This is a genomic window from Sphingorhabdus sp. EL138, assembly GCF_945882965.1.
In the GTDB taxonomy this organism is placed as follows: domain Bacteria; phylum Pseudomonadota; class Alphaproteobacteria; order Sphingomonadales; family Sphingomonadaceae; genus Sphingorhabdus_B.
Genome location: NZ_CAMCWY010000004.1, coordinates 53,011 through 68,108, shown reverse-complemented (window position 1 = coordinate 68,108; position 15,098 = coordinate 53,011). Strand labels below are relative to the sequence as shown.

The 15,098-nt window shown below is 56.2% G+C and carries 9 protein-coding genes; 1 reads left to right on the top strand and 8 read right to left on the bottom strand.

Annotation, left to right across the window (positions count from 1 at the left end):
• The 5 genes from Q0N43_RS02700 to Q0N43_RS02680 all read right to left on the bottom strand — a co-directional run bounded on the left by Q0N43_RS02700 (position 1) and on the right by Q0N43_RS02680 (position 7,568).
• Positions 1–972: a glucokinase gene (locus Q0N43_RS02700; protein ID WP_295442118.1), complete on the bottom strand. Its 972-nt coding sequence runs from the start codon at positions 970–972 to the stop codon at positions 1–3.
• Positions 969–2,792 (bottom strand): phosphogluconate dehydratase, encoded by a 1,824-nt coding sequence (gene edd, locus Q0N43_RS02695; protein WP_295442115.1) that lies wholly within the window; start codon positions 2,790–2,792, stop codon positions 969–971. The genes Q0N43_RS02700 and edd overlap by 4 nt, the downstream gene beginning before the upstream one ends.
• The gene (zwf, locus tag Q0N43_RS02690; RefSeq protein WP_295442113.1) at positions 2,785–4,230 is read right to left on the bottom strand and encodes a glucose-6-phosphate dehydrogenase; all 1,446 of its coding nucleotides are present in this window, start codon (positions 4,228–4,230) and stop codon (positions 2,785–2,787) included. The genes edd and zwf overlap by 8 nt, the downstream gene beginning before the upstream one ends.
• A 114-nt stretch (positions 4,231–4,344) precedes the next feature.
• Positions 4,345–5,379, bottom strand: coding sequence for an ACP S-malonyltransferase (locus Q0N43_RS02685; protein ID WP_295442111.1), 1,035 nt, complete (start codon positions 5,377–5,379; stop codon positions 4,345–4,347).
• The gene (locus Q0N43_RS02680) at positions 5,376–7,568 is read right to left on the bottom strand and encodes a thiamine pyrophosphate-dependent enzyme (RefSeq protein WP_295442108.1); all 2,193 of its coding nucleotides are present in this window, start codon (positions 7,566–7,568) and stop codon (positions 5,376–5,378) included. The genes Q0N43_RS02685 and Q0N43_RS02680 overlap by 4 nt, the downstream gene beginning before the upstream one ends.
• Before the next feature lie 220 nt (positions 7,569–7,788).
• Between Q0N43_RS02680 and Q0N43_RS02675 the strand changes: the two genes are divergently transcribed.
• Positions 7,789–10,422, top strand: a complete 2,634-nt coding sequence (locus Q0N43_RS02675) for a TonB-dependent receptor (RefSeq protein ID WP_295442106.1) — start codon at positions 7,789–7,791, stop codon at positions 10,420–10,422.
• Positions 10,423–10,494: 72 nt separating this feature from the next.
• On the opposite strand, the gene Q0N43_RS02670 is transcribed toward Q0N43_RS02675, so the two are convergent.
• The 3 genes from Q0N43_RS02670 to Q0N43_RS02660 are packed head-to-tail and all read right to left on the bottom strand — an operon-like array spanning position 10,495 to position 15,079.
• Positions 10,495–12,690, bottom strand: coding sequence for a 3-hydroxyacyl-CoA dehydrogenase NAD-binding domain-containing protein (locus Q0N43_RS02670; RefSeq protein ID WP_295442103.1), 2,196 nt, complete (start codon positions 12,688–12,690; stop codon positions 10,495–10,497).
• A 14-nt stretch (positions 12,691–12,704) separates the two neighbouring features.
• Positions 12,705–13,919, bottom strand: coding sequence for an acetyl-CoA C-acetyltransferase (locus tag Q0N43_RS02665; protein WP_295442100.1), 1,215 nt, complete (start codon positions 13,917–13,919; stop codon positions 12,705–12,707).
• A 2-nt stretch (positions 13,920–13,921) separates the two neighbouring features.
• Positions 13,922–15,079, bottom strand: coding sequence for a CaiB/BaiF CoA-transferase family protein (locus Q0N43_RS02660; protein ID WP_295442097.1), 1,158 nt, complete (start codon positions 15,077–15,079; stop codon positions 13,922–13,924).
• Between the last annotated feature and the right edge of the window lie 19 nt (positions 15,080–15,098).

Below are 15,098 nucleotides of genomic sequence, written 5' to 3'. Positions count from 1 at the left end.
TCAAACATGTTGCTCGGCATACGCTGCCGCTGCGCCAAAAAGGCCGGGTTGCGGATGTGTGATCAGTTTTACAGGGATGGCAGACATCAACCCTTCGAAGCGGCCCTTTGCACAAAACCGTTCGGCAAAACCCGAACGGATGAGGTTATCTTTGATCCGTAAGCCAAGCCCGCCCGCGATCACAACGCCAGCAAACCCACCCTGCGCGAGCGTGATGTCGCCTGCCACACTGCCAAGCGTTAGACAGAAGCGGTCCACCGCTGCGGCGGCAAGGCTGTCCGCGCCTGACATGCCCAATTGCCACAAAGTCTTATCGTCATATTGCTGGACCGCACGCCCCTCAATCGCGGCAAGCGTTTCGTAAAGATCAATAAGACCTGGCCCAGATACCACGCGTTCGATCGATACCCGGCGGTAACGTTTGCGTAACCGCGCCAGAACAGCATCCTCAATCGCATCCAGCGGGGCAAAATCGATATGACCGCCTTGAGTCGCCTGCACATGATAGGCACTGCCCTTGCGCCAGACATGCGCCACGCCAAGACCAGTTCCCGGCCCAATAATGCTCAACGTACCGTCCGAAGAAAAGTCCTGATCCGGCCCCGTCAGATGCTGAAAATACTCTGGCCCCGCCTGCGCAACTGCATGGCCCACCGCGCCGAAGTCATTGATGATGACAAAGCTGTCGACGTCCAATTTCTCGCACACCATTGAACGGCGGATGACCCACGGATTGTTGGTAAGATTGATGACATCGGCGTCCACTGGCCCCGCAATCGCAATTGCCGCCGCGCGCGGAAGTGGCGCACCATTGAGCCGTTCAAATTCCTGCCACGCGGTCTGGAAACTCGCATGTTCAGCGGTTTTCAGCGTCACCGCCTCACCCAAGGCAAGCACGCGGCCGTCCAGAACTTCGGCAATTGCAAAGCGGGCATGGGTCCCGCCGATATCGACAGCGACGATAGCAGTCATAATCCAGCAACCGCCAACATGGCCGACCCGCCTTTCTCCGCTTCATCCGCGCCTGCCTGCATCATCGCGAACAGCTCACGCCCCGTGCCTATATGCCGTGCTGGCGTCGGTGCTGGCGCGCGGGCCGCCCAGATATCTGCGTCGACCAAAACCGACAATGTTCCGGTGTTCGCGCAGAGCCGAATGATATCACCATCCTGAAGCTTGGCGATTGCTCCGCCGCGCGCGCCTTCCGGACTTAAATGGATCGCGGCAGGCACTTTGCCCGACGCGCCGGACATGCGGCCATCGGTCACGAGCGCCACATTAAAGCCCTTATCCTGCAACACGCCTAAGGGCGGAGTCAGCTTGTGCAATTCGGGCATGCCGTTGGCGACAGGCCCTTGAAAACGGATGACGATGATGACATCGCGTTCCAATTCGCCCGCCTTGAATGCCGCCAATGCGTCATTCTGGTCATGAAACACCCGGGCGGGCGCTTCTATGGTCCAGCGTGCAGGATCAACTGCGCTGGTCTTAAATGTTGCACGGCCCAAATTGCCTATCACCAGACGCATCCCGCCATCGGGGCTGAACGGCGCAGACGGTGGACGCAGCATCTTGTCATCGGCAGTGACTGCGGGCGCATCGCGCCAGACAAGCCGGTCATCCTCCAACATTGGCTCACGCCCATAATCGGCCAAATCATTGCCTGCGACCGTCATGATATCGCGGTGCAGCAGGCCAGCATGTATCAACTCGCGAATGACATAACCCATGCCCCCCGCCGCGTGGAAATGGTTCACATCGCCCGAACCATTTGGATAGACCCGCGCAATGAGCGGCACAGCTGAGGACAGTTGGTCCAAATCTTCCCAATCGATGATGATCCCCGCCGCCCGCGCGATTGCCGGAATATGCAGCGCATGGTTGGTTGAACCACCCGTCGCGAGCAAGCCAACACATGCGTTCACAATCGCCTTTTCATCCACGCAAAGGCCCAAGGGCCGATAATCATCGCCATCCCATCCAATTTTGCTCAGGCGATGGACGGCAGCCCGGGTCAATTCGGTCCGCAATTTCGTGCCGGGGTTGATGAAGGCGGAACCGGGTATATGCAGCCCCATCACTTCCATCATCATCTGGTTTGAATTTGCGGTGCCGTAAAAGGTGCAGGTGCCCGCGCTATGATAAGACGCAGCCTCCGCCTCAAGCAATTCGGCACGGCCGACTTTACCCTCGGCATAAAGCTGCCGAACACGTTGTTTTTCCTTGTTGGGAAGGCCCGACGGCATTGGCCCGGCTGGCACAAGGATGGTCGGCAAATGGCCGAAACGCAAAGCGCCGATCAACAGACCGGGCACAATCTTGTCGCAAATGCCAAGCATCGCAACGCTTTCGAACATGCCATGGCTTAGACCTACCGCCGTTGCCATCGCGATTACGTCGCGGCTGAACAAGGACAGCTCCATCGAGTCCTGCCCCTGCGTGACACCATCGCACATGGCGGGCGTTGATCCTGCGACTTGCGCGGTGGCCCCAACCTCACGCGCGAAAATTTTCATCTGCTCAGGGTAGCGGCCATAAGGCTGATGCGCCGACAGCATGTCATTATACGCGCTAATAATGCCGATATTCATCGCCTTGCCATCGCGGATCGACGCCTTGTCCTCGCCACTGGCGGCAAAGCCATGCGCAAGATTACCGCAGCTTAAAACCGGGCGGTTAACACCGGCGTCGCCTTGCTTGCTGATCAGGTTGAGATAGGCCTGACGCCCCGGCTTGGAGCGTTCAATAATCCGCGCAGTGACGGCTTCGACGGTAATGTGTAATTTACTCATGCCAGCTCACTCCATCACGTTCCGTCAGCGCAATCGCCGCACTCGGACCCCAGCTTCCTGCGCCATAGGTTTTTGGCTTAAGTGCCGTGGCGCTCCACAAGGCCCGTATGGCATCGATCCATGTCCACTGCGCCTCGACTTCATCCCGGCGCACAAATAGCGCCTGATCGCCTTGTATGAGGTCGAGAAGTAGTCTTTCATACGCAATCCGCCGGCGCGATCCGGCAAAGGCTTCCGTCAGCGACAAGTCCAGCGGCACTTCGCGCAAAGTAACACCGCCTCGGTCCAGCCCCGGCTCCTTTGCCATCACCAACAACCGCACATATTCCTCCGGCTGCAAACGGATGATCAGCGTATTTGCCTCAAGCTTGCCGCCACGATCACGGAACACATTGTGCGGGACGGACTTGAATTGGATAACAATCTCGCTGCGCCGTTCGGGCAGGCGTTTGCCGGTGCGCAGGAAAAACGGAACGCCCTGCCAGCGCCAATTGTCGACATAAGCCTTTATCGCGACAAATGTTTCGGTGTCGGACGCTTTGCCCAGATCGCTTTCGTAGCTTTTGACCGCATCGCCTTGGACCGCGCCTTCGGTATATTTACCGGTCACAACGTCGCCTTCAGCAACAGGACGGAGCGCGCGCAGAACCTTGACCTTTTCGTCACGAATGGCGGTGGCATCAAGGCTGGCGGGCGGCTCCATCGCGGTGAGTGCGAGCAATTGCAGCATATGGTTCTGCACCATGTCGCGCAGCGCGCCCGTATCATTGTAAAAACCTGCGCGCCCTTCAAGTCCGACAGTCTCGCTGACGGTGATTTGCACATGTTCAATGGCATTGGCATTCCACAATGGCTCAAACAACATATTGGCAAAGCGCAACGCCATCAGGTTCTGCACGGTTTCCTTGCCCAGATAATGGTCAATGCGGAAGGTACGTTTTTCGGGGAATACGGCATTGACGGCGTCATTGATATGGCGCGAGGAAGCAAGATCATTGCCCAAGGGTTTTTCGAGACCAATACGCACATTTTCGCCAGACAGACCGGCATAATGCAGGCCCTTAATCGTCGCTTCGAACAAAGACGGCGCTGTGGACAGGAATATCGACAAACCGCCGGATATATCACCAATTTTCGCCGCCAGTTCGACAAAGCCATCAGGGTTGGACGCATCCAGCGCGACATAATGCAAACACAGCAAGAAGGCATCAATCAACCCTTCGGCCTTGCGGTCATCGGGTAGAAATTCGCACAATGCCGCGCGCGCCATATCGCGGAAGGCATCGTCGGTCAGGGGACTTCGGGCGGTGCCAAAGATCCGCAAGTTCGGGTCGATCAAACCATCGGCGTGCAACGCGTATAAGGACGGCAGCAGCATCCGGCGCGAAAGGTCGCCCGTCGCACCGAACAGCAGCAAGGTTGAACTATGGTTGGGCATTCCGTCGGTCTCCTGGCAAGGCAGCAGACAATCGCCTTGCAATTCGTCCCTCCCTTTATCCCGAAGCGAGAAGGCGTCTAGCGCTTATTCGTATGCAAGACTTCGGGACAGGACCTAGCTTAACGCCCAAGCGCGCTGTTCGGCCATGCCCATGGAAATAAGGATCGGTTCATCCTGCTGCCGCGCCTGAAAGTCCGCTTTGCTCGACAGACCGCGCCAGCCCGAAGCGATCAGCGCCTGCACAGTGGGCGCGCCCAACGTCGTGCCGGGGCCTAGAACGATGATCGTGTCGGGTGCAAATTCAGCGGCTGCGACATGAACTGCGCGGGTAAAATCATAGCTGTCAGTCAGTTGCGCGCCGAGTGTGTAGTCATAAATGGCCGCACGGCTGAATGCGCGGGGAGACCAAATCCGGCCCTGCCCATCAATCGCGGGAATTTCGCCAGCCCCGAAATCGCCCACAGGATTCTCTGCCCGGACCATCGGAATAATATGATTCAGCAAGGGGCTGTGGAATGCGGCGTGATGCATTAGCTTTAACGGAAAACGGTCGTCTTTGGGCAGCCGCTCCATCAACCATTTCAGCCCGGCGTCGTCGGCTGCAAAAACAATCATGCCGCCCAGGCGAATGGAAATGTGGACTTTAATGTTTGAAACTGTCTGTACTTCCTGCAACAAGTCACTGACAAGACGCATTTTTTCTTGGCTAATTTTCCAATCATCATCAACGATTGACCAGACAATTTGTCCGCCGGTTCCATGCTCATGCATGATGCCGCCCATATTGTTGACGAGCCGCGTCCCGCCCGCAAGATCGACGATACCCGCACACGCCAATGCCAGATACCAGCCCATAGAATTGCCGGTTATCGCGACAATCTCATATCGTTCGCGGTCAATCGCAGCGAAGTCCGCCATTGCGCATGCATAGATCAACGCCGAGGCATTATCGCCCGTCATATGCACCGATGGCGCGTATGTGTCTGCACTATCCAGCTGCGCGACAGTCGCCTGCCCCTTCGTCGCCCGCACGGCGTCTACAGTGGCAATTATGTCCCCGCGCGCAGCATGATGCGTGCGCAGATAGCCAAGCTCTGCAGCGTTATATGTCCCGCGCCCGGGGCAGATGACTAAAGCCCGTTTTTTCATGCCACCGCCGCCCGTGCCGCTTCGATGATGGAGGCTTTGCTGGGCAAAACCAGTTCCGCTGCTGGTCCCAACGGAATGAAGCAATCCTCGGCAGTAATCCGGCTGACCGCATCGCCGCGTCCTGCCTCAGTCAATATGCTCATCAACTTCTCGCTAAGGCTTCCCGACCTGCGGCATTCGTCGACAATCAAAATTTTCCCGCAATCCGCTACCGCCGCAACAATCGCCTCGGCATTCAACGGGTGCAGCCAGCGTAGATCGATAATCCGCAGATCAATCCCTCCCGCCGTCAATTCATCCGCCGCCTGCCGCGAAAGAAAATAACCATTTGCATATGTTATAATGGCAAGTTCAGTACCTTTGCCAAATTGACCGAGCGCACCAAGCGAAATAATTTTGTCCTGATCTGGCGCAACATAAGGTGCAGTCCACCCGCCGTCGTCCGCCTGTTGCAGGTCGGTCGTATGATAGAGCGCGATGGGCTCAATAAAGACCACGACCCGTCCGTCCTCATGCGCCAGACGGACGCATTCCCGCAGCATCGCTGGCGCGTCGGCCCCGCTGGACGGACACGCGACGATGATGCCGGGAATATCGGTAAGGACGGCCAAGCTATTGTCATTGTGGAAATGCCCGCCAAAACCCTTTTGATAAGGCAGGCCAGCAATGCGGACGACCATCGGGTTGCGATATTGCTTATTTGAAAAGAAGGATAAGGTCGCGGCTTCCCCACGAATCTGGTCCTCAGCATTATGCAAATAAGCCAAAAACTGGATTTCGGGGATCGGCACAAAGCCGTTATGCGCCATGCCAATGGCAAGGCCCAAGATCGTTTGTTCGTCCAGCAATGTGTCGAACACGCGGGCGGCGCCGAATTTTCCCTGCAAACCCTGTGTCACGCCATAGACGCCACCTTTGCGCGCGACATCTTCGCCAAACACCGCGACATTGGGATATTGCAGCATGATGTCCGCCAAGGCAAAATTGATGCTCTTGGCTAAGGTCGCTGGTTTGGCAAGGTTACGCGCGTCATGTGTGAACAGGGCATCACGTTTCGCCGCATCAGGCATGGGCTGCTGCAGCTTTGCGGATTTCGCTGGTTCAATCGACGCCATAACCTCTGCGGCTGTCACCAGTCGCGGCTTCGCCAGCGCATCGCGTGCTACGCTGTCGACCCGGGCACGCATCTCTTCATAGCGCGCAACTATCTCCGCGCCTGACATGCCCGCTTGTTCATACAAAATACGCGCGCTGTGTAGCAACGGATCCTGCGCCTCGGCAGCCTCGATCTGTGCAATAGGGGCGTAGCTTAATTCAACGTCCGCCCCGGCATGCCCCATCAGCCGGATCGTCTGCATGTGCAGGAAAACTGGCTTGCGCCGCGTGCGGGCATAGGTCACCGCTTCTGCGCATCCGCGCAAGGCATCGTTCATGTCCGCACCGTCGCAGCTTATATACTGCAAAGCGGGCTTGTGCGCGAAATTGGCCGCGATCCACCCGCCTGGCGTGCGCACCGAAATGCCAATGCCATTATCCTCACATAGAAAGACAATCGGCATGGGCAAATGCTGATACGACGCCCAACACGCGGCGTTGAACGCCCCTTGCGACGTTGAATGGTTCGCGGACGCATCACCGAATGAACAGAGGATTATCGAGTCATGCGGCAGCACAGCATCGGCAACCTGCAACCGCTGCGCCATGCCCAATGAATGCGCCGCGCCAACGGCCTTAGGCAGATGGGACGCAATCGTGCTCGTCTGCGGCGGCACAAAAGTGTGTGCGCACCCCAATACTTTGTGCCGTCCGCCTGAGATTGGGTCATCTGCCGACGCGGCGAAGGACAAGGCCATGTCGTGCAAAGGCGTCAGGCCGCCTGCTTGCTTCTTACGCTGGATCAGGAACGCAGCATCACGGTAATGCAGGAATGCCATATCGGTCGAACGCGTTGCCGCGGCCATGGCTGCTGTGCCCTCATGCCCCGAACTGCCGATGGAATAGAAAGTCTTGCCCTTGGAACGCCGCGCCCAAAGGTCGAGATGGCGGCTCATAATCTGACTATCGAACAGATCAACAAGCAGGTGCGGCGCAACCATTTCGGCAATGTGATTGGTATGCGAAGATGGAAAGTCATGCGCGGCGACGCGGCGGGAAAATGCCTCGTCCAAGATTGTGGGGCGGTCAAACATAGCCCAAGATAACTAACGTCATAAGGCGTAAAAGCCACAGTAAAGTGATTTTTTCAATCGCGTGATTAAATTGCTGGATTTGTCAATTTTCGTTGATAGGATAGGCAGTTCAGCGAGTTGTTCTTCCCGGATTTTCCCAACCGGGAAGCGTCAAGAGCGCCGTCAACCATATATGAGCAGCAAATGCCAATAGGTTGCCGGTTAAATGGAGGAGAGAGAAATGCGTCGATTTAATCGTGTAATTACCGCTGCTTTGTGCAGCACTATATGCAGCGCCATTCTGGTGCCCGCAGCTTACGCCCAGACAGCCCAATCTAGCGACGACAGCGGTGATGAACCCATCATCGTGACCGCAACGTTGCGCGCAATGGACGTGCAAGACATTCCGCTTGCCGTGACCGCAGTCGCACCTGAAGCTTTGGAGCGTCAGGGTGTCAACGACATCAAGAATTTGGCATCCATTTCGCCAAGCTTTAACATCCAGTCATCGCAGACCGAAACGCAGGGCACATCGATAAAGATACGTGGCGTCGGCACCACCGGCAACAACACCGGACTTGAAAGCTCGGTCGGCGTTTTCATTGACGGTGTCTATCAGTCACGCCCCGGTGTAGCATTGGGTGACCTTGTCGACATCGAACGTCTTGAAATTCTGCGTGGTCCTCAGGGTACATTGTTCGGCCGCAATACGTCGGCTGGTGCTTTGAACGTCTCCACAAAGCGTCCTAGCCTTTCGACCACGGAAGGTTTCGTGAATGCCAGCTATGGCAATTATAAATTCATGAACGTGCAGGGAGGTGTCAGCCTTCCAGTTGTGCAAGATGTCGCTGGCGTTCGGCTTTCAGGCACATGGCGCAAGCGCGACGGATATCTAAAATCCCCCACAGGCGCTGAAAGCAATGACCGTGACCGCTATATGCTGCGCGGCCAGCTGTATATCGAACCCAATGCCGATGTCAGCATCCGCCTGTTGGCCGATTATGCCAAAACCGACGAGCAATGCTGCGAAGCCGTTATTGTTCGCGAAACCGAACTTGCGCCGTTCTTTGCCGCCAACGGACTTTTGAGCGATGGAGTCGACCAGTCCGGATTGAGCGCTCTTAAGAATTTGTCGATCAACGGCGGTCCTTATAAGAACGGCTCTAAGCAATGGGGCACTTCGGCCGAATTGAAATGGGACTTGGGTGGCGCAAAGCTTACCTCGGTCACCGCATATCGTAAGTTTGATTCGAGTTCGACAACGGTTGGTGGTTTTACCGCCAACGACACCTACACGGTCGGTAATGGCGCACCAACATCGCGCGTCGGAATCTTGCCGTCGGGTGACCATATCAAAACCTTTACGCAGGAATTGCGCTTGCAGGGCACGGCGGTTAACGATCATGTTGATTGGTTGGTCGGTGGATTCTACTCCAGCGAGAAGATCCGTGCTGACCAAACGATGACTTTGAATGCCGATTTCCAGAAGACTGGTAGCGCGTTTAACTTCGGTCCGGCCACGGCGGTGGGTCCGCCAAATGGTTTTGGCGCAAACCCTTTGTTTACACTGACCGCATTCGGCAATGCCGGTGTCCCAGTCAATGCGAATGGCAACTATGCCGAAAACCGGTTCCTGCAGGATGCAAGCAGCTACTCGGTGTTCACGCATAATGTCATCAGTTTCACGGACAAGCTCAGCCTAACGCTTGGCGCGCGCTATGTGAATGAGACCAAGGACGCATCATTCAACCAGCTTGCAGGAACAACCGGTGCAGGCGCCAGTGCGTGCCAAGCCAGTGTGAATGGTGTTTTGACAGGCGCCGTACCTTCCCCAGCACGTGCAGGTTTGATTGGTATCAACTGCTTCCCATTTGCAACGTCGGTTGCCCTTACTGCTCCGGCAGCTGTAGGTGGCGGTCTTGCCAGTGCGAAACTGCCGTTGCCGCGTGTTTGGGCACAGAAGTTTAAGGACGATGAGATCACCTATACCGCGCAGCTTGGGTACAAGGCGAACGAAGATCTGTTGTTCTACGGTGGTTACAGCCATGGATTCAAATCGGGTGGCTTCAACCTTGATCCGCAGTCGGCAACCTTGCAGAACTCGGCAGCCATTCTGGGTGGCTTGGCAACACCGGGCGGTCCGGTCATTGTGGCGCCGGTTTATGCTGATCCAAGCTTCAAATCCGAAAAGGTCAACCAGATCGAAGTTGGCGTAAAGGCAACTTTGTTTGGAAGCATCAAGGCCAATTTGGCTTTGTTCGATATGAAAATGAGCGACTTCCAGGTGCTTGAATTTACAGGTGTCCAGTTCCTGACCTTCAACGTCAATTCGGCGCGGTCGACGGGTGCTGAACTAGAGTTGTTTGGTAAGTTGAGTGATAAAATCTCTGCGAATGTCTCGGCAACATATGCCAATGCGCGCTATCCGAGCAACTGCGCGGATGGTGTAGCAGCCGCAGCCCGACCATCTACATTGCGACTTTGTGGTCAAGATCTAACGAACGCGCCTAAATTTGCAGGCGTAGTCGGTATGACTTACGATGGTCCTTTGAATGACTCGGGATGGAGTTTGCTGGTCAACGGCAATATGAACTATTCCGACAGCCGCACGACCCGGACAATCGACACCGACACGAACGGTCTGCCCGTGCCGCTCGCTCGGCAGGAAAACTACTTCAAGATGAACGCACGCATCGGGCTTACCACGCCGGATGACCGTTACACGTTCGAGCTTTGGGGTACGAACCTGACGAACGAAATCACACGCGGCATCACCGCTAACACCCCGCTGCGCGGTGGTGCTGGTACGCGCTCGTTGATTGGTTTCGTTGAAGAACCTCGCATGTACGGTATGACCGTCCGCGCTAAGTTCTAAACCAACATTACAAACAAAAAGGGCGGTCTCCAAACCGGAGGCCGCCCTTTTTTTGTGCCTTTTGCTCTAAGTTTAAGCGGCTGCTTTATACAAGGTCTCGCCCTTGTCAGCCATCTCGCGGAAGCTTTTGGGTGGCGCGAACCGGCTGCCAAAACGCTGCGCCAGATTGTCGGCGGTGCGGACGAAATTCTCCAGCCCGACCGTGTCGATATAGCTCATGGGGCCGCCGGTATATGGCGCGAAGCCCCAACCAAAAATCGCTCCTAAATCCGCGCTCTGAGGGTCTTTGACTACATCTTCTTCAAAGCATTGCGCCGTGGCAATCAACTGGATGTACAACAAACGCTGCTTCACCTCTTCAACCGAAGGCTGATCAGCGGCGAGCGGATAATGCTCCGCCATGCCCTGCCACAGACCAAGGCGTTCGCCCTTGGCATCATAATCGTAAAAGCCAGAACCAAAACGACGTCCCTTGCGGCCCAGCTTGACTACCATCAACTCCATAAAGTCTTCGGTGCCGCTTGGCTGATACGCGTCGCCCAACTCCTTCTTGGTCGACTGCATCACGTCATACCCGAGTTGCAGCGTCGTTTCATCAAGCAACGCCAACGGACCGATCGGCATACCAAGCGACTTGGCCGCGTTTTCAATCAAAGCTGGCTTAACGCCCTCAGTGACCAGCTTCATCGCCTCACCCATATAGGGCGGGAAAACGCGATTGGTGAAGAAGCCGCGGACGTCCTTGACCACAATCGGTGTTTTCTTGATCTTGGCATTATAATCAAACGCTGCCGCCAAGGCACGTGGGCCCGTCAATTCGCCTGGAATGATTTCGAGCAGCGGCATTTTTTCAACGGGTGAGAAGAAATGCAGCCCAACGAACAACTCCGGACGCGATGAATTTTTGGCAAGGCCTGTGATCGGCAATGTCGACGTGTTCGATGCGAACACGACATCAGGGCCAATTACGGCTTCGGCCATCTTGATGACATCCGCCTTCACATCGGGACGCTCAAAAACAGCCTCAATGATAAGGTCGACATCCTTAAGGTCGTCATAATTGTCCGTCGGCGTAATGCGCGCCATGAAAGCATCGCCAGCTTCCTTGGTCATCTTGCCACGGCTGACGGCCTTGTCGATGATCTTACGGCTGTAATCGACCGCCTTGTTGGCGTCTTCCAAGCTGCGGTCGAGAACAACAACGTCCATGCCGCCCTTAACAGTGACATGCGTAATGCCCGACCCCATGAGCCCGCCACCCAACACGCCAACCTTCTTGATCTGAACCGGCGGCACGCCTGCGGGACGGCCAGCGCCCTTTTCAGCAGCCTGCTTGTTAATGAACAAAGTGCGGATCATATTCTTGGCTTGGCTGCCCGAAAGCAGCTTTGTGAAATATTTCGATTCTACTCGAAGCGCGGTGTCAAATGGCAGGATAGAGCCTTCATACAGGCAAGACAAAATCGCCTTTATGGCATCGAAATTGCCTTTGCTTTCCTTGTGCGCCATGGCGTTGAGGCCAACAAATAACTGGACAGCGCGCGGGTCCATTGCCCCTGCCCCGCCCGGGAATTTGAAATCCTTCTTATCCCAAGGTGCCGTGACCTTTGGATTGGCTTTCGCCCATGCCTTTGCATGCGCAATCAGGTCAGCCGCTGGCACGACGTCATGGACCAAGCCTTGCGCCTTCGCCATTGCGGGATCCAGCGCCTTGCCCTGAATGATCATCATCGCCGCGTTTTGCAGGCCGATGAGGCGAGGCGTCCGCTGCGTTCCGCCGCCACCGGGCAGCAGTCCGACCATGACTTCAGGCATGCCAAGCTGGATCTTAGGATGATCTGCGACAACGCGATAATGGCATGCCAAGGCAAGCTCAAGACCACCGCCCAAGGCAAGGCCGTTGAGCGCGCAAGCAACCGGCTTTGCAGAAACCTTACCCGCGCTAAGCTCCTTGGCGGACTGACCGCCAGTTTCCATTTTGCGCAACAATGCGTTCAAGGCAAAAGCCTGATCAAAGGCTTCTTTCGTGCTGCCGGCTTTAGCACCGCCCAACATGGTGAGGTCCGCGCCCGCCAAGAAACCAGATTTCTTGCCCGAGGTGATGACCGCGCCTTTGATGGCTTCATTGGTCGTGAAATCGTCAACCCATGCGCCGAATTCTTCAATCAACGCGCCGTTCCACACATTCATGGAGGCGTCGGGTAGATCGATGGTCAAAAGTGCGATGCCATCGGCGTCAACATCGACGGAGAAAGTTTTGTAAGTCATATCTGAAGTCCCGATCAATTCACGCGTTCGATGATGGTTGCGGTGCCCATGCCTGCGCCGATGCACAAGGTGGTGAGCGCAGTCGACTTGCCCGACCGCTCCAGTTCATCCAATACGGTCCCTAGGATCATCGCACCTGTTGCACCCAAAGGATGGCCCATGGCGATTGCGCCGCCGTTCACGTTGATGTCCGAATGATCGATGTGCATCGCTTCCATGAAACGCAGGACAACCGCAGCAAAGGCTTCGTTCAATTCCCACACGTCAATGTCGCCTTTGTTCATGCCTGCGCGCGCCAACGCCTTTTGCGCGGCAAATTCGGGGCCAGTAAGCATGATGGCAGGTTCCGAACCGATGGATGCCATCGATACGATCCGCGCACGCGCCTTAAGGCCGTATTTTTCGCCAGCTGCCTTGGTTCCGATAAGCACCGCCGCCGAGCCATCGACAATGCCTGAGCTGTTGCCAGCATGGTGAACATGATTGATCTTTTCGACGTCGGGATAACGCATGATGGCAATGTCATCAAAGCCGGGCATCATCGTGCCCATCATCTGAAATGCAGGCGCCAACGCACCCAAGGACTGCATATCGGTTTGCGGGCGCATCAATTCGTCATGGTCAAGAACGACCTCACCAATGACGTCCTTGATCGGCAGGATGGAGCGCGCAAAGCGCTTCTCGGCCCATGCGCGGCCAGCGCGCTTCTGGCTTTCAACGGCATATGCATCAACATCGTCGCGGCTGTAACCATATTTGGTGGCGATGAGATCAGCAGAAATGCCTTGCGGGATGAAGTAATTGGCAATCGCCGAACGGGGGTCGATCGGCCATGCGCCGCCGTCTGAACCCATGGGCACGCGGCTCATCGATTCAATGCCGCCGCCAACCGCCAGATCGCATTCGCCCGATTTCACCTTGGCCGCAGCAATATTCGACGCCTCAAGACCTGAGCCACAAAAGCGGTTCACTTGAATGCCCGAAGTTGTGTGCGGATAGCCCGCGGCCAGGATCGCGGTGCGCGTGATGACTGCGCCTTGTTCCCCCACGGGGGAAACGCAGCCAAAGGCCACATCCTCAATTTCTTCGCCCGACAGGCCATTGCGGTCGCGGATCGCGGCCAAGACCTGCGATGCCAGATCGATGGGCGTTATTTCATGCAGCGCGCCATCAGGGCGCCCCTTGCCACGCGGGCTGCGCACCGCATCATAAATATAGGCTTCGGTCATATTCAGTCCTTGGTTACGACCACGGCTCCCGCCGCGATCAGTTGGGAAATTTCTTGATCACCGAGTCCAGCCTCGGTCAGGATGTCGGCATAATCGCCGCCTTTTGTTGCAATATCGAAATGGGTAGCCAGTGGCTGCGTTGCAAGTCGCGGCGCAAGCTGCGGATGCAACCAGCGACCATCCTGCACAAAGGCCTGCCGCGCGGCGTTTGCGGGATGGGATGCCGCTTCGACATAATCCAACACAGGCGTAACACACGCGTCGGTTCCGGCAAAAATCGCTTCCCATTCGTCACGCGTTTTGGTCGCGAACACGTCTTCAAGCATTTCATGCTGATCAGCCCAAGCAGCCCGGTCATGCTGTCCGCCATAGGCATCTTTATCGATAGGTAAGCGATCCATCATCGCCGCGAAAAACTGTGGTTCAATACAACCAGCGGCCATAAACTTGCCGTCCGATGTCATATAACAACGGTAGAATGGCGATGCCCCGTCGAGTAAATTTGCCGCACGCTGCGTACGCCACTGGCCAAGCCCAGCCATGCCATGGACAAAGCTCATCAGGCTGTTGGTGCCATCAACAATCGCCGCATCCACTATATTGCCTTTACCTGTCCGTGCGCGTTCAACCAAAGCGGCAAGGATACCGTTGACGAGGAACATCGACCCGCCGCCAAAATCGCCGACCATATTGAGCGGCGGAACTGGTGGCTGCCCATGCTTGCCAATCGCGTTCAAAACACCCGTCATGCCGATATAATTAATGTCATGTCCGGCCATTTGGTTCCACGGACCCGTTTGGCCCCAGCCAGTCATCCGGCCATAAATAAGAGCAGGGTTAACCGTGTGACAGACATCAGGGCCAACCCCCATCCGTTCCGTCACGCCAGGCCGCAGTCCTTCAATCAAGACATCCGCAGACTCAACCAGCTTCAACAATGCGGCAACTGCTTCGGGTTTCTTCAAATCAAGGATCATGGATTTTTTACCACGCGCATCAATGGCCTTGGGCACGATTGCGCCACCCGGCCTGTCGATCACAATCACATCTGCACCCATGTCCGCCAGCAACTGGCCCGCATAAGGCCCCGGCCCAATACCAGATAGTTCGACAATCTTTATGCCACTTAACGGGCCGGATTTGGCGGGAGTATCGGTCATGAAATGGGCTCCGTTGCGA